Source organism: Sphingomonas sp. IC-11 (assembly GCF_021043365.1).
Taxonomy (GTDB): domain Bacteria; phylum Pseudomonadota; class Alphaproteobacteria; order Sphingomonadales; family Sphingomonadaceae; genus Sphingomonas.
In genome coordinates this window covers 408980-424912 of sequence record NZ_JAJNDU010000001.1, presented here as the reverse complement: position 1 = coordinate 424912, position 15933 = coordinate 408980, and the positions used below count along the sequence as shown (strand labels likewise).

Genomic DNA, 15933 nt, shown 5'->3' with positions numbered 1-15933 from the left:
TCAATAATCAGCCATCAGTTGCGCCGCGATCCGATCCCAGTTCAGGCGCGTGGCAGCAGTGCGGGCGGCTCCGTTGCTCAGCCGCTCACGCAGAGCCGGATCCCCGGCCACCTCGGTCAATGCCGCCGCAAGCGCAGCGGGACTGTCGGGTGGCACCAGCAACCCGTTCTCACGGTCATCCACCAGATCCACCAAGCCGCCGACACCTGACGCGATCACACATCGGCCGCCCGCGAATGCAGCGGCCAGCACGCCGCTCTGGCTAGCCTCCTGGTACGGCAGCAGAACGCAGCTCGCGCCCTCGATCATGCCGATCAGGGAAGCCGCAGGCAGGAAGGCGTTCGTGGCCGTCACCCCCGGGAGATCGCGCAAGCGATCCTCCAAACGATCCATCTCAGGTCCGCGCCCGGCAATGTCGACATGGAGCGAGCATCCCGAGCGCGCCAAATGCTCAAGCGCGTCGGCCAATGTATCGAGTCCCTTATAGGCTTCCATCCGCCCGAACATGAGCGCGCGGAAAGCCGGAGGCGGATCTCGAGGCTCCGGCGGCGAAAGCAGAACCCCGTGATCAGTCAGTCTGACCCGCGGGTCCGGCGTGTCGGTGCCAAGATAGTCCTGCTGATACTGGTTCACGCAGGCGGGCCCGTGTAGAAACAGCCGGTCAACCCGTGCACGAGTGAAGCGGCGCAGGCGGGCCAGGCGGGCCGCGACCCGCGAGTCCCTGCCAGCATGGGGCACCGGATCATGGATGGTTACCACGGTTCTCGCCGAACGTGCCACGGCGCTCACGGTAACGGCTGCGAACAAGGCCTTGATGAAACCGGACGGCTCCTGCCAGTGCAGCACATCGGGGCGAAAGCGACGGATATGCACGAGCAGGCGCGCCAGCTCCGCCAGCGATGCGAAACGACTGTGGCTGATGCTCAGCCGCGGGTGCAACGGCATGGTTCTGCCGGCGAACTCCGCATCTAGGACTGATGTATCGAGAACCAGTGACACTTCGGCGTGCTCCGCCAACGCCGCAGAGAGGCGGAGCGCATATTCCTCGAAATGCGGTGCGATCATCAAGATCCGGCGTACCGTTGCCATCAGCAGCTTCGCCGATTGCGGCTCGCCAGGGTCTCCTCGGCCGCCGAAATCACCTGTTCAGCGCATACCTGCCAGCCATAGTCCGCCCGCACGGAGCCCGCCGACGCAACGCCGCCCTGCCGAAGTGAATCGAACGACCTCGCCGCCAGCCAGGAAGCGGCGTTTTCGGCCGTACTCCCCTCAGCGACATGCCCCCCGTACAGCGCCACCATCGATCGCGCGCCAGCCATGTCACCGACCACTGGCACAACGCCCATCGCCAGCGCCTCGAGGACGATTAGCGGGAAGCTGTCGAGCGTGGAGAGGTGAGCAAGAACGTCGGCTTCGCTCAAAAGGCGGATGAGGTCGGCTTCGTCGACCCATTCGATCAGTTCGACGGTGTCTTCGAGCTGCGCCGCCGTGATGGCTGCGCGCAGATCGACCATGGTGCGCGGGTCGGAGCGGCCGATGATCTTCGCCGATACTGGCATCCCCCGGTCGCGCAGCGCCGCGCACAACGCGACCGTGCGGAACGTCCCCTTCCCTTCCGACAGACGACCGGCGTGAACCAGCCGAAGCACCGTGCCGCTGCGGGCGGGCAGCGGTGATGCGAGGCAGGCGGGCGGCAGGAACGAGCGCACCAGCGATCGCGGCACCCCCGGAGGAAGGGCAATCTCTTCCTCCTGCCCGGCAAACAACAGCGCCAGACGATCTGCCGCCCGCAGCAGGGAAACGCAGGTACGCCGCAGCATGGGCACCCGCTGCAACCTGGCATTGGCGCCAAGATGCGGCGTGACCATCACCGGCAGGCCGAGTGCGCGCGCCTGCCAAAGAAAGGCGAGATCAGCGATCGCACTCCACTGCAGCCACACGAGATCGACCTTTGTCCGCGGTAGCACCCCAAGCCGACCGGCCGCCCGGGGAAGCTGACCTGCGGTCAAATAGGCGGTGTCCGTCGTCTGCCACTCGGCGGTCCAGCCAGCGTCGGCGGCATTCACCGCCTCCGTCGCCCGCGCGCAATAGGATTCCAGCCCGCCCCAATGGGCATGCGAGCCGCCCAGCACCAGCATATGCCGCATCCCAGGCGCTCCCGCTCGGCGGTCCGCTCAGCGTCGCCCGGCCAGCGGCATCGTCACCCGCGGCGCACGCATGCCAGCCACGTCGCTTGCCGTCGCCATCCACAGCCAGGCGAGCGCGATCAGCAGGAATACCTGGCTCAGCGAGTCGCGGTCGAAGAGCATGGATTCGGTGAGGTTGTGCCCCAAGCAGAAGATGAACGCGGCGGCGGCAAGCGGCCGTACGGGGTGATCGCCCCCGCGGAGCAGGCGCTGGGTTGGCCAAACCAACGTGGCGAAGAGCACCAGCAACGTGCCGGGCAGACCGATTTGGACGAGCAGATCGAGATAGCCGTTATGGCCCTGGCTGATCTCCGTCACCCAACCCTTGCCATATTGGAAGATCGGCCCCGTCGGCCCGAGATCCCAAAAGGAGCCGTAACCGGCGCCGAACAGCGGATAATCGGCGTAGAAGCGGATCAAAGCGGTCCAGATCTGGGTCCTGCCTGTGAAACCCGCCGGATCAGCCAGCATTTCCAGGTAGGGCGCATTGTTGATCGCCATGCTCACGAACAGAATGGCCGGGATCGCGAGAAGCACCCAGGCGAGCCCAGCGGGTGCAAGACGCTCCCGCCCCTTTGTCTGGGCGAGCCAGGTGAACAGCGCGCCGATGATCAGGCTCACCACAACCATGATCTGCGACGTCTGGGAGTCCGACAGATAGAGAAACACCGCGCTGGCGATGATCACGGCTACTCTCAACGCCACATGAACCCGCTCCGCATGAAAGGCGAACAGCAGGATCGTCATCGCGCAGGTGAGGCCGGCGTAATTCTTCTGGATCATGATCCCGCGCCAGTCGCCGCTGAGATCGCTTTCAAAGCCGCCGGGATTCACCGGATGGATGCCGACGGCGGGGCTGGTGAGCGCAACCACGAAATTGGCAACCAGCGTAATGACAAATATGCCGCGAACCAGCAGCACCGATCGCTCGAGATCAAGCCTTCGCACCAGTGCAAAGGTGGACCACAGCACCAACGACGTGAGCACCAGCCGCCGCAGTCCGACTGCCGGCTCGATGGCCCAGGCAAGGCTCAACCAGCACCAGCCCAGCCCGACCAGCAGCGGCCACGGAACCACCAGCAGTCGTTCCGGTCGGCGCCATGGCTCCAGCGCCACGAGCGACATCAGCGAGATCAGCAGATACCCGGCCATACGGATCTGGCTCTGCAACCCGTAGTTTTCGCTGGTCATCGAGGGACCAAGGATCGTCAGAGCAAGCAGCGCCGCGAACCCGGCGGAGGCCAACCATTCCGTCCCGCCATGGCCCTCTGCGGTGCGCGCGTTCAGCGGCTTTCGCCGCCGGCGTGCCAGCATCGGCGCGGCGTGATCTGGCGGTCGAACGGCGTCAGACAAGACGTGAGCCCTTTGCGTCGAACAAGCGGTGCTGTTCGCCGATGAACGTCGCAACGGCGCGGCGCAAGCGGTCGCGCTCGGGAAGCTCGCTCACCGGCTCCGGCACCGGGAGCGGCCCAGCGACGAGAGCGGCCAGTTCTCCTTCGTCACAGGCGCAGTGAATACCCGGTCGTCCACGCAGCGCGCGTACGGTCGCAAGTTGATGATCGTTGCGATGTTCGTCCAACACGCCCAGGCGCGGAAACAGGATCAAGGGCTTTCGGTGCTTTTGCGCGGTCACGATCGTCCCGATCCCGGCGTGGGAAACGATGCGCGAGCATTGTTGAACCAGCCGTTCGAATTCGATCGGACCGATCACCTGCTGCGATCGCATGTTCACCGGCCGATAATGGCCGCGCCCGATCTGCGCGAAGACTTCCTCGTCCAACGATGGCGCCAGCGCGTCCATGATCCGGACGAAGCGATCGAACGGCAGTTGCGTCCCGACCGTGACCAGGATCACAGGAGCGCGCCCTCGTAATCACGCGCGGGGGACTGAAGATGCTGCCATTGCGTGTACCACCGCGTGGCGAAGGGACGAGCGAACGCCCCGCTGAGCGACGGGCGATCGGACGCTGCGATGCTGTCGATCCACACCGTTCGTGCCCCGATCAGCCGGGCGAACACCAAGCAGAACAGGCCTGGCAGGGCACCCGTCGTGACGACGACGTTAGGTCGCAGGCGCCATACCAGCCGCGCCGACGCGATCATCGAGGACATGGCACGCATCGGCTCATCGCGGTTGGCATCAGGCAACAGGTGCACCCGGTCGAGCCCATCTCGAACGGCAAGCTCCCGGTTGGTCGTGGCAAAAACGACCCGCCCCTCGGTTAATGCGGGCCGGAGCAGCATCAGTTCTTCCCAATGCCCGCCACCTGAAGCGATCGCGAGCACCGTGAATTGAGATGGTTGCCTGCTCGACACCGACCGTACTTCTGCCCCCGACCGGCGCCCGAGGCACCCAGATTGTGATCAACGCCCTCGACACATATCCCAGGCCGACTAAGCTCCCGTTGGGTACGCGAGCGATGATGCTATCGCAAGCGCGGCGGTGGCAATGTGCGGTGTGATCGACCGGGCGCCCGGCCGAGCGAGGTTGGCGCCAGCGGCGCGAACTCCAAGCAAGCGCAGGATATTCTTGATGCAGTTGGTTAAGGACTTCTGGCGCTGCGGGGTGGTCGGCGCCGATGCCAGCAGCATCGCCCGGGCGGGCACGCTGGATCATGTCCCGATCACCTGGATACCGAACCGCTCAAGCCTGCATTACCTGGCCGACCCGTTCGGATTGTGGCGGAACGATCGCCTCCATGTCTTCATGGAGAGCTTCAGCTATCGATCGGGCATCGGCCATATCGAAGTGGCGGTGCTGGATCGAACCCTCACCTTTGTCGATCAGCAGGTGGTGCTGCGGGAACCCTGGCACCTCTCCTACCCCTTTGTCTTCGAGGCGGAGGGCGACACCTGGATGCTGCCGGAAGCGCATGAGTCGGGAACCTTGTGGCTCTATCGCGCGACGAACTTTCCATTCGGCTGGGAGCGTGTGCAGCAAATCGTGCTGGATCATGTGCCGCTCGACGCATCGCTGATCCGGTATGAGGGGTTCTGGTGGCTATTCTACGCGCCCGCCAATCCGCCAGCCGGACGATTAACTAGCCTGTGCGCAGCTTATGCGGAAAGGCTTTCCGGGCCGTGGCATCCCCATCCCGCCAATCCGGTCCTGGTCGATGCGGAAGGCCTTCGTCCCGGTGGAACGCCGATGATTATCGACGGTATGGTGCATTTGCCCGTTCAGCGGTGCAGCGGCAGCTACGGCACTGGCCTGCGTTTGCTCCGGTTCGATCGGCTGACTGCGGCGCGTACGGCCACGACGTTCGTGGGCATGCTCACCGCCCCCGCGGCCGCTGCGCCGTTCACCGACGGCTGCCACACGCTGTCCACGGCGGGCGATGTTTCGTTGATCGACGTGAAGCAGATGCGCTTCTCAGCACCAGCACTCGCCGCCTGGCCGGAACGCTGGCTCCGGCGCAGGCATGCGAGCGGCGGTGCTCAGTTCGCCTGATAGTAATCGGAATATTGCTTGGAGTAATAATACAGGCCGCCCACAGCCTGCGCTGAGGGATCTACCTGCGTGTAGAGGGCGCCAACCGGATTGCTGCCGTCGCTGCGCAACCAGTTCAGCGAGGAGATCGCGGCCGCTACCGGCGTGCTGTTCCACTTGATGACCAGCGTAGTGGCATCCGCCAGCACCGCCAGGAAACGGCCGTCGGCCAGACCCATCAGCGGCGGCAGATCGAGCACGATGTGATCGTAGCGCTCGCGAAGCGTGCCGAGCAGCTGCTCCATGCGGCCTTCACCGAACAGATTCTCAGCTGAGAAGAAGGGGCTAAGGACGAGAACCTGGTCGAGATTTGGAACGTCGCCGGGGTGAATTGCTTCGTCGACGCTCGCCTCACCGTGCAACACCTCCACGAGGCCGACAGCCGGAACCGGGGTGCGCACGATCTGGCGCACCGCGGCGCGACGAACGTCGCACTCGATCAGCAGCGTCTTCGCGCCCGCGGTGGCCAGGGTACGCGCAAAGGCCACGGCAGAGGTCGTCTTGCCCTCCGCCGGCAGCGAGGACGTGATGGCGATTACCTTCGGCGAACGCGTTCCCTTCACCCCGAGCACCGCTGCACGCGCAATCCGATAGGATTCGGCGAACATGGACGTGGGCCGCTCCAGCATCAGGTCGGCCGGGTTCTGGCCCTTGCCGACCTTTGGCACCACCGCGAGTACAGGGATGCCGAGTTGATCCTGCACCTCTTCCACCGAGCGGAACCCGCCGCTGGTCATCTCCATGACAGCGATGGTCCCCGCGCCTGCGGCCAACGCCACCAGCAACGACAACGCGTAGAGCAGCGGCTTGTTGGGCGAGGTTGGCTGCGGCTGCGGCTCCGCTCGGTCGATCACCTCGGCCTGAGCGATGGACAGGCGCGCTGCCTGGGCGCTCTCGAGCGACATCTGCGACATCTTGTCGTACAACGCGCGCTTGGCGGCCGCTTCACGCTCAAGGCTTGCCGCGGTTACGGAATCACGCGCGCTGCGCTCACGCTCGCTTTCCAGCTGGCCCAAGGATCGGCGCAGGCTGTCAGCGCGCGCTTCCGCAGCTGATGCGGTCGCCTGCAGGGCACCCACCACACGCCGCGCCTCTGCCTGGATTTGAGCATCGAGCGACGCGAGCTGATCGCGCACGCGGATGCTCTCCGGGTGACGCTCGCCATAGCGTGCCTCGACTTCGCCACGGCTGCGCAGCACCTCGGCGCGCTGACGGCGCAGGTCAGCGATGACCGCCGATCCGAGCACTTCGGACACCGCGTCGAGACCGCCGCGAGCGACCTGCGCACGCGCCGCCGCCAGGTTGGACCGAGCGGCAGCCGCGTCCGATTCCGCGGTCGCTAGACTGCTGGCGAGCGGCGCCACCTGCTGGTCGTTGATGGTGCCAACTGTGCTGTTCGCGACGCTGCTTTCGACGATGCCGGCCCGGGCGCGGTAGTCGGCCGCGCGGGCCTCCGCCTCGCTGGCCTGCTTGCCCAGCTCTTCCAGACGCTGCTGGAACCACTGGCTCTGCCGCTCAGCCGTGCCGACCTTGTTGGTGGTGCGGCTCTCAATATAGCCGTCCGCGAAGGCGTTCGCGAGCTTCGCTGCCTTTAGCGAGTCCGTGGACGTGAAGCGAACATTCAAGACATAAGTCAGCTTCTCACGGTCAACCTTCAGGTGCGACAGCACCGCAGCGGCCAGGGCATTCTCACGAGCCTCGGTGGTGCCGATGTTCGCGGAATTGCCGCTGATCTCCTCGGCGAACTCCGGATCGTTCGCCAGGCCATGAGCACGCACGATCGAGCGCGCGAGATCGAGCGAGCGGATTGCCGTCACTTCCGTCTCGATCGCCTCGGGCGTCAACTCCGCACGGGTTGCCTGGGAGTTGTTCGCCAAAGGATTGCGCGAGGGATCGAGGCGTACCTTCGCAGTGGAGGTATATTTTGGCGTCATGAACGACACGGCCACCACACCGGCAAGAAACACCGCGGCCGTGACAGCCGCCATGATCTTCCAGCGACGGCGGATCGTATCACGAACGACACTGATGACGTCTGCCAGCCGCGCCTCATATTCGTCGGCTTCGTGTCTGACTTCCATGCTCGTCTGGCCTCGGTCTTGAGCCGGTGCGGCTCGAAGGGTTGTTACATGTGATAGGTGAGACCCGCCTCGAGCCGTCCCTCTCCGGCATCATTGCCGGCCTGAACTCCGCGCGAATCCCGATCCGAGTAGCTCACTGAGCCCTCCAGGGTCATGCGACGGGAAATCAGATAGCGGGCGCGCGTAGCGAGCCGATAAGTCGAATTCTTGCGGTCTTCGCTGATATATGTCTGCAGGGCATATTGGCCCTCCGCGGACAAGATCAGATTGTTGAGGAGCTCATAGTCGCCGCCCAGCGAGATCCGATTGTCCCAGAACGGCCGGGGCGTCAAATTGCCGAACGTCGCATCCTCGACTGTGCGCCGGGCGCCCGCGGTGATGGTGAACCGCTCCGTCGGGAACAGCTCCACCCGCGCTTCCGCGATCAACCCGCCGACGGTGTCGAAACCGGATCGACGATAATCGCGGATGCTGTAACCCAGGCTGATCGTGCCGCGCGCACGACCGGCAAGATCAACGTTGAGGCCGCCGATCGCCCGGGCCGCGTCCGAATTGAGCGCACCGGCGTCAGCAATGCGGCCGTCGAACGTCGTCCCTGTATAACCCAGTTGCCCGAACAGCGAGACGCTAGGGGTGCGGGCATATTCGAACTGACCGGTGATCCGGGTGACGTTCCGGTTGCGGTTTTCCTGGCTCCGGAACGCGCCATCGTTGAGCCTGACAGGCGCAAAGCGGAAGTCGGCATAGTCAGCCAACAGGAAGGTGCGCACGCGGCCGCTGGTATATTCGCCACGCAAGGACACGAAATCACGCCGGAATCGCGACAGTGCGGCCACGTTCGAGGCGACTTCCCCGGAGAACTGGTTCTCGAAGCTCTGCGACGCACTTGCTTCGCCGGTGACAGTCAGGGCCCGGCCCAGCTCCACCTCGCTGCGTGCCCCGAGATTCCACTGTCGCTCGTTACGCCGGCTCTCACCGATATAGTTGCGCAGCAGCGCGGAGGCATTGAGTTGGAGCGAATGCCGCGACCAAATCGATGCAACACGCAGTGATGGTTCCAATGAGGCGTAAGGCGCCTCCACTTCATTTTGCTGCGTCAGGTAAGCGTTGCTGGTCACGCCCGCACTGGTTTCCAGCTGGGGAAAGAACATCAGCCCGCCGACGTGAATACCCGTGGGCGTATAGGAAGGCCGCGGCCGCGCCTGGACGCTGACGTTGCGGTCACGATCGAAACCTTGCGGGATCGATGGCTGCACGATCAGCCCGTCCTGCGCGCACGCGACGCCTGGGACGCCGCTGGCCACCACTGCCGCGAACGCCAGCGCGGGGCGTCCCCGCGCAAGAATCTGGTTGCCCCGCGTCGACACCCCCAGGCCAGGCCTTAGAAGAACCGCTCGCCGATCCGGATGGTATCACCGGGATAAATGATCAGCTCGGGCGTGAGCCGGTAGTTGACCTCTTCGGTTTCCCCCTGCCGCCGGATGCGGATCACGTCGCGATTGGCGCGCGGCGTGAACCCCTTGGCCAGCGCCACCGCGTTCATCGCGGTCAGGCCATTAACATAGGGGTACTGCCCGGGTGTCGAAACCTCACCCAGGATGTAGAACGGTCGGAAGACCACCACTTCCATGGCCACCTTCGGATCACGCAGATAACCATCCGCGAATCGCGCCCGCGCATCCGCCGCAATCTCCCCCACGGGACGATTGTTGGCCGGTACGTTGCCGATCAGCGGCAATGAAATTGTCCCGTCCGGATTCACCCAAAACTCTCCGGTGAGATTGGGTTCGTTGTAGACGGTGACCTTCACCCGGTCGCCGACGCCAAGGCGGTAGTCGCTGACTGCCGATGCCGAGGAGACATACCGCTCACCCGACGACAGGACCGGGCCGGCCCCCTTCTCGGCGCAAGCAGAGAACAGCATGGTAATCGCAAGTAAGAACGCCGGGCGCAGGAGCATGGAGCCTCGAGGAGTTGGTGACGGCGGCGGCTTGATTGGCATGTCCCGGCAAGCGAAGCAATGTGCGTGCAACGCCGGTGTTCCGTAGCGGCGTTGAAACCTGCCCTCGGTGGCCATCGCTGATCAATAATCTCGCGAAATTCGTAAGTTGGCGCTTTGGCGTCCCAAGGTCGAGATGCTCGACAGCAGGGACAACCACCTCGTGACCTGGAATTCCACCCTGGTTGCTGAATAACCCTGCCCGTCCGTCACGATCTCGGCATAGAGACGGCGCGACACATATTTGCCGGCCGCTACCGACGTGCCCTGGCCGGTCTGCGGATCGGCCGGGAGGATACGCAGACGGTCGAGCCCCGCGGCGCGGCGCACCGCATTGATCGGGTTCAACCCGCCGGAACCATCCTGCAATGCCGCGACAGCCGCAGCAAGCTGCAGCGCTTCGGGAGCGGACAGATTGGTGATGGAGGTCCCGAACAACAATCGGGACAGCAGTTCGTCCTGCGGAAGTGCCGGCGTGCTGGCAAAGGTGATTTCCGGCTTCAACGCCACCCCGCTGACGCGGATCGACGCCTTCAGCCCGGTGCTGTCGGCATTGGCCTCGATGTCGAGCGCCGGATTGGCCGGCACCTCACCCGCGAATCGAATGACTCCGCGTTCCAGCTCGAACTCGCGACCGGCGAACTCATAATCGCCCCTGATCAGGTCAGCACGACCATTGATGGCGGGATTGTCCGGCGTGCCGCCAATGGTGACGTCTGCCGACCACTCGCTGGTCAGGCCAAGGCCGGTGACGAGAAGCTGTTCCGCGGCCCGGGCCTTTATGTCCAGCTGCCAGGGCGCACGACGCGCCGCCATGTCGTCCGTGCCATCGGGTTGGTTGATCTCGCGCACCGTGATTTGCGGGACTGCGCTCGCCGCCGTTGCCTGGCCCAGCCGGTAGCGACTGCGGTTGAGCCGCACCGTCCCAGATATCGTTCCGCCCTGCCCGTTCGATTGGAAGCGCAGCGGCCCCGTTACCGTCGCCGCAATGTCATCGCGGTTGATCATCACTGCCCGCTCGGCATTCAGGTTGAGATCGAGTCCGATCCCGCCGCGTGCCGCAAAGTCGAACCAACCGGCGCCCGATACCTTACCTTCGCGCCCTGCCGACGCGGTGAACCGGTCAACAGCGAGGCGCGAACCAGCGAAGCGCCCGTCCGCTTCGATATTCCTGAGAACCGTGCCGGTGGTTGCACTTTCGATCCGTGCCCCGATTGCCTTCACCGATCCGCGAATCACCGGATCGAGCAGGGTGCCCCGAACGTCCGCGGCAAGCGCTACGGGTCCCGAGAGCTCGAACAACTCGACCCGGCTCAGCCGCCAGAGGGTATCCGCCGGCCCGCTGTAGCGCAGTTGCGCAAACAGCTGCGCACGGCTCAACCGAGTGACCCAATCCCCTTCCCCGAAGCGGAGCAACGCTTGGGCCCGGCCGATCGTCTTGCCACCAGCCGCGGCGACAGCGCGCAACCCCGCGCGATCTGCCGTCAGCACGCCGGCCACACCCATGTCGATGGGGTCGGAGGACGCGAGAAGGCCGGATCGCGTGAGGCCGCGCACCGTCATGTCGATGCGTCCCGTCGGCGCGCCGCCCCTGTTGCTTGCATAACTGAGCTTGCCGGATGCGCTTCCGCCAAGACCAAGGCCGGGATAGCCGATGTCGAGGACCGCCAACGGCATCTTCGCCAGCGTCGCCTCGATCGCATTTCCATCGGGAGCGAACCGGCCGGATACGCTCCCCTCGCCGCCCGCGAAGGTCAGTCGCGTGGGGGCGAGCCGCCAGCCGTCGCCGTCCCGCGTCAGCAGAGCCGGGCTCTCCAGCCGCAACGGCCGGCGGTCTACCGTTCCTTGCGCGATGATGCTGTAGCGATCGGGAGCAACATCGATCACGCTCTGAATATCGAAAGCGCGCCCCCTTGATCCTGCTGCCGCGGCACGGATCTGCCCGGCGCCGTCATGCAGCTTTGCGTTGGCTGCCACTCGGGCAATGCTCAGCGCGCCTCGGCGAAGGCCCGTGCCATTGAACGTCGCCTCAACGTCGGTGCCGGCGGCATCAAGCATCGCCACCAGTTCAAGCCGTCCCTGCCGCACAGTCGCCTCACCCGCCAGGCGGGCGGCGCGCAGGGCCAGATGCGCTTGGATCCGCTGCGCCGTACCCGTCGGCCGCAACAAAACCTCGCCGTCAATGCCGCCGCCAGCCACCGCCAGTCGGCCGTCGAAGCCATCATCCGTGATGTCGATTGCGCCCGTCGCCCGCGTGCCGCTGACAGCAAGGCTGCGCACGGCGACCTGGGCATCCGCGCCGTGCGGGAGCAGGATGTCGCCTTCCCCTTCGAACGGACCCAGCCGTGAACCGCCGACAGCCGTGAACGCAAAACCGCGCGGGTTTGGGTCCAGCCGGAGGCGCACGTCGCGCAGCCCCAGCGCTTCATTCGGCCGCTGGAAGACGAGGTCCAGCTTTGGCCGGTCGATCTTTCCATCGAGGCGCAGGGTTACCGGACCGTAGGTTGACTGGCGTCCCGCTCCGGCAAACACAAAGGTGCCGTCCCGGCGGCGATAGCCATCGCCCGTCAGCCGTATCGACGGGCCGGTCAGCACAAGATTGCGGAAGTGAAGGATCCCGTCGGGCGTGCGCTCCAGTGCCGTCGCGATCCGCGGCAACCCGCCGGCAAGACTGCGGAAAAATCCATTGTCCAGGCGCACCATCTGCGCGGTCCCGGTGCCGATTACCCTGGTGCCACGCCCGCCCGCCCCAGGCACGACTCTCAGCTGTGAACTGACATCGACCACGCCGAGGCCGGGGATCAGGTAGCGCCCCAATGCCCCGTTCAACCCGACCTGATATTCGCCATTGCGCAAGTCCAGCACCAGGCTGATCCGCCCCGACAGCTTGTCCGAGCGGAGGCGAAGGTCATCGCCGGTCACCATCGTGGAGGTAACGCGAAGCACGCCATCCACCGACAGGTTGCGCAGGATGCCACCGGCCACGTCGCCCACCCCGGTCACACGTTGGGCGGTAAAGCGGGCGGGTAGCAGGACTGGCGATTTGGACAGCCGGCCCTTGCCTGCCACCCGCGCCCCTTCGAACCCCGTGTCGTCAAAAGCGAAGCGCGGGGCGGTGATGCGATAGTCGAACGCCGCCGTCGCAAACGGTCCATCCAGCACGGCGCGAAGCTCCACGTCGCGTCCGCTCATATTGGGGAACAGTGCGGCGGGCCGCAGCAGCCGCGCCCGCAGGCGAAGGTTGCGCCAAGCATTGGACGCTAGATCCGCCGTGCCGCTCGCCTCCACCGCCAGCGCGGAGGAGCGGAGGGAGAGCGTTCCGTCCAGGCGTCGATTGGTGAACGTCGCTGCACCGTTCGCCAGCACACGTGGGCTGGTTAATCGCTGCACCTTCCCCTTGGTCAGGCTTGCGGGGACGAAGCTGCCGAACAGGGTATAGGCGCCGGCGCGGTTGTTCAGTTTAAGATCGATAACGCGCACGCCGCCTGCCTCGGCAACGGCGCGCCCGTGCCAAGCCGCCCAACGACCCTCGCCGTTCACGTCGGCAACCAGGGATCGACGGATGCCGGTCAGCCGGGCAAGCACACCGTTCGCGGCGCCGCGGGCGCGCATATCGATGTCAAAGCGATTGCGATCTGGCGCGGCGTCAATCGCCAGCCGCAGTTCGTCGCTACCTTCCACCACCGCATCGATCGCGACCAAGGCACGACCGTCGCGAATGTTGGCCCGCCCCATCAGCCGACCGTTGCGCAGCACGCCGGTCACCGCCGGCGCGACAACCAGCCGCTCCACCGCCAGCCGACCAATGGTGATGTCAAAATCCGGCAGAATGGGTGCAGCGCGCCCGGTCGGGCGGGCGCGCGGCAATTTGGCCAGCATGGCCACCGGAACGCGCAGCGACCGGATGTCGAGCCGGTTAGAAAGCCAGGCAAAGGGGCGCCAGTCCAGCTCTGCCCGCGGCGCAGCGAACACCAGCCCCTCGGGATCGTGCACCCGCACATCACGCAGCACCGCGGCCCCGTACAGCGAACCGTCAATGCGCCCCACGGTGAAGCGCAAGCCATTTTCGGGGCGAGCCGAATTGATCCGCTGCGCAACCCAGCGATGGCCGACATCAGTGTCGATGATCCACAAAGTGGCGGCCAGGACTGCGACCAGCGCCGCCACCGCTGCGGCGGCCCACCGCCACCACCGCATCAGAACGCCTGTCCCAACGAGACATAGACGGCCAGACGCGAATCGCCTCGCTGCGGGTTCAGCGGCGTGCCCACGTCGACCCGGATCGGGCCGAAGTTGCTGTAATAGCGCACGCCAACGCCCGCGCCGTAGCGCAGCCCGGAAAAGTCCGGAAATCCAGCGGTGTAAATGTTGCCGGCGTCAAAGAACGGCACGACCCCGAAATTGCCGAACGCCTTGATGCGGCCCTCGACGGCGAACTCCGCCAGGCTTCGCCCGCCGATCGGATCATTGTTCGGATCGCGGGGTCCGATTGACTGGTAACCATAGCCGCGAACCGAGGCACCGCCTCCAGCGTAGAAGCGGCGCGATGGCGCGATGGCATCGCGGGGCGCCCCCAGGATCGTCCCGATCCGGAGGCGACCGGCAAGCACCACGCCATCGGCGATCGGCGTATAAGCGCTGGCATCCAGTTGCGTGCGGGCATAGCCGAAGGCTGCGCCCTGAAGCGAAAACTCCGGGCTGAACCGCCCGCCCAGGCGGAAGCCTCGTGATGGGTTCAGCAGGTCGTCGGAGCCATCATAAGTCAGGCTGGTGGGAACCGCGGCGATGAAGAACGTCCGCCGCCGCGGCTCGCCAGTGGAAACGATAACGTCCCGCTCATCTGTGGCGACGAGTTCCGCGCCAAGAGACCAGGTCCACGTCTTCTGGAAGAAGATGTTGGTCTGCCGTTCCAAACTACCGGAAAGCGAGAAGGTGTTTGCTTCGTAGGCATCGCGGTTGGTGTGCGCGGCGGCGATCTGCGCGGTCAACACGCGGTCTCGTGCATGGAAGTTGTTGCGGCGGAATGTCACCGCGCCCAGCTGTTCCTGAGTGCCGAGCACCGTGCGGATCGTGAGCGCTCCTTCCGGCGGGAACAGGTTGCGGTGGGTCCAGCTCGCCTCCACGCGTGCGCCCTCGCCCGTGCCATAACCGAGTTCGCCGGCAATGGTGCGCGGTGGCGCGGGCTCCAGCCGGACGTCGATGTCCACGGTTTCCGGCGTGGCGCCGGGTACCGGCTTCACCTCGGCGACGGACACCAGCCCGGTCTGCACCAGCGCGCGGCGCAGATCGGCAAGCGCCGGCTCATAATAGGGCCGCCCGGGCGAAAACCGGGCGATCTCCTGCACATGATCCGCCCCGAATACCCGATTGTTCGGGTTGGTGCGAATCCGACCGAAGACGCGCGGTGTGCCCGGATCGACATTCACATCGAGCGTCGCAGTCCGCGCCTCGCGGTCGATCGTCACAACCGGGTCGCCGATAGTGGCAAAGGGGAAACCCTGTTCGCCGACCTCCACGCGCAGCTGCGTCTCGCCGGCTGCGATCTTGTCGGCGTTCACCGGATCCTGTGCCTTCACGCCAAAGGCATCGCGCAGCGCCGCGGCCTTGTCCCCTGCCGCTTCGACGCCGGCGATGGTCACGTCCTTCAGGCGGTAGATCGCGCCGGTACTGGCGCTGAGAACCACCATCGGCCGCCCCTCGACCGTTTCGAGGCGCGGCTCGACCTCGGCATCATAATAGCCCTCGGCCCGCAGGAGCGTGACCAGCAGCGCGGCATCCTCGCGCGCGCGTCGATCGATCTGCGCCGCGTTGGCCGGCTCGGCATCATTCTGGTCCAGCACCGAAAGCGCCGAAAACCGCTCACGCAGCAGGGGTGTGCCGGCCGTGTCCAGCCCCTCGATACGCCAGCCATAGCGCGTCTCCCCGAGCGTTGCGGCGCGCGCCTGTTCGGTGCCCGATGGCTCGGGTGTGAGTTCCGGCCAGGCAACGCCGATGTCCGGCATGTCGGCAAGCGGCGCGGTGGGATCCAGCGCCGGTTCCGCATCGGGCATGACGGTTTGTTGCGCCGCAACGGGCTGCGCGGCGAGGAACGCGATCAGACCTGCCGCGCCGATCGGCCCGCCCCGCCCGTACATTCCAGCCGCCCTAAGCCCTTGCACGGCCAGCGGCAATGCCGCT

At 65.7% G+C, this 15933-nt stretch carries 11 protein-coding genes; 1 reads left to right on the top strand and 10 read right to left on the bottom strand.

The genetic code is table 11. From position 1 onward, the window contains the following. Genes LQ954_RS01975 through LQ954_RS16190 form a run of 5 tightly spaced genes read right to left on the bottom strand, consistent with a single transcriptional unit; the run spans position 1 to position 4472 of the window. Positions 1 to 1089, bottom strand: a complete 1089-nt coding sequence (locus LQ954_RS01975; RefSeq protein ID WP_231021684.1) for a glycosyltransferase family 4 protein — start codon at positions 1087 to 1089, stop codon at positions 1 to 3. Next, positions 1089 to 2147 carry a glycosyltransferase family 4 protein gene (locus LQ954_RS01970; protein ID WP_231021682.1) on the bottom strand — a complete coding sequence of 353 codons (1059 nt, stop codon included), beginning with the start codon at positions 2145 to 2147 and terminating at the stop codon, positions 1089 to 1091. The genes LQ954_RS01975 and LQ954_RS01970 overlap by 1 nt, the downstream gene beginning before the upstream one ends. Before the next feature lie 27 nt (positions 2148 to 2174). After that, a complete protein-coding gene (locus LQ954_RS01965; protein WP_231021680.1) occupies positions 2175 to 3539 on the bottom strand; it encodes an O-antigen ligase family protein in 1365 nt (454 codons plus the stop codon). Beyond that, positions 3532 to 4041, bottom strand: coding sequence for a glycosyltransferase (locus tag LQ954_RS01960; RefSeq protein WP_227771462.1), 510 nt, complete (start codon positions 4039 to 4041; stop codon positions 3532 to 3534). Before LQ954_RS01960 ends, LQ954_RS01965 begins: the two co-directional genes overlap by 8 nt. Continuing rightward, a complete protein-coding gene (locus LQ954_RS16190) occupies positions 4038 to 4472 on the bottom strand; it encodes a glucuronosyltransferase (RefSeq protein ID WP_231021678.1) in 435 nt (144 codons plus the stop codon). Before LQ954_RS16190 ends, LQ954_RS01960 begins: the two co-directional genes overlap by 4 nt. 247 nt (positions 4473 to 4719) lie before the next feature. Here LQ954_RS16190 and LQ954_RS01950 point away from each other — a divergent pair, with 247 nt between their 5' ends. Beyond that, positions 4720 to 5637 carry a glucosamine inositolphosphorylceramide transferase family protein gene (locus LQ954_RS01950; protein ID WP_231021676.1) on the top strand — a complete coding sequence of 306 codons (918 nt, stop codon included), beginning with the start codon at positions 4720 to 4722 and terminating at the stop codon, positions 5635 to 5637. Here LQ954_RS01950 and LQ954_RS01945 read toward each other — a convergent pair. Genes LQ954_RS01945 through LQ954_RS01925 form a run of 5 tightly spaced genes read right to left on the bottom strand, consistent with a single transcriptional unit; the run spans position 5625 to position 15890 of the window. Then, positions 5625 to 7757 carry a GumC family protein gene (locus LQ954_RS01945; protein ID WP_231021675.1) on the bottom strand — a complete coding sequence of 711 codons (2133 nt, stop codon included), beginning with the start codon at positions 7755 to 7757 and terminating at the stop codon, positions 5625 to 5627. The two genes, LQ954_RS01950 and LQ954_RS01945, sit on opposite strands and share 13 nt — an antisense overlap. 44 nt (positions 7758 to 7801) lie before the next feature. Then, positions 7802 to 9124, bottom strand: a complete 1323-nt coding sequence (locus LQ954_RS01940; RefSeq protein ID WP_231021674.1) for an outer membrane beta-barrel protein — start codon at positions 9122 to 9124, stop codon at positions 7802 to 7804. Positions 9125 to 9138: 14 nt separating this feature from the next. Beyond that, positions 9139 to 9834, bottom strand: a complete 696-nt coding sequence (locus LQ954_RS01935; protein ID WP_231021673.1) for a polysaccharide biosynthesis/export family protein — start codon at positions 9832 to 9834, stop codon at positions 9139 to 9141. 6 nt (positions 9835 to 9840) lie between these two features. Then, entirely contained in the window at positions 9841 to 13953 is a 4113-nt protein-coding gene (locus LQ954_RS01930; protein WP_231021672.1) for a translocation/assembly module TamB domain-containing protein, read from the bottom strand. Further along, entirely contained in the window at positions 13953 to 15890 is a 1938-nt protein-coding gene (locus LQ954_RS01925) for an autotransporter assembly complex protein TamA (RefSeq protein WP_443026595.1), read from the bottom strand. The genes LQ954_RS01930 and LQ954_RS01925 overlap by 1 nt, the downstream gene beginning before the upstream one ends. Positions 15891 to 15933: the final 43 nt, after the last annotated feature.

Bases quoted from the DNA above. Each gene is read 5' to 3' on its own strand.
- LQ954_RS01975 (WP_231021684.1), bottom strand. From the start codon at position 1,089: ATGGCAACGGTACGCCGGATCTTGATGATCGCACCGCATTTCGAGGAA.
- LQ954_RS01970 (WP_231021682.1), bottom strand. From the start codon at position 2,147: ATGCGGCATATGCTGGTGCTGGGCGGCTCGCATGCCCATTGGGGCGGG.
- LQ954_RS01950 (WP_231021676.1), top strand. From the start codon at position 4,720: ATGCAGTTGGTTAAGGACTTCTGGCGCTGCGGGGTGGTCGGCGCCGAT.
- LQ954_RS01945 (WP_231021675.1), bottom strand. From the start codon at position 7,757: ATGGAAGTCAGACACGAAGCCGACGAATATGAGGCGCGGCTGGCAGAC.
- LQ954_RS01935 (WP_231021673.1), bottom strand. From the start codon at position 9,834: ATGGCCACCGAGGGCAGGTTTCAACGCCGCTACGGAACACCGGCGTTG.
- LQ954_RS01930 (WP_231021672.1), bottom strand. From the start codon at position 13,953: ATGCGGTGGTGGCGGTGGGCCGCCGCAGCGGTGGCGGCGCTGGTCGCA.
- LQ954_RS01925 (WP_443026595.1), bottom strand. From the start codon at position 15,890: ATGTACGGGCGGGGCGGGCCGATCGGCGCGGCAGGTCTGATCGCGTTC.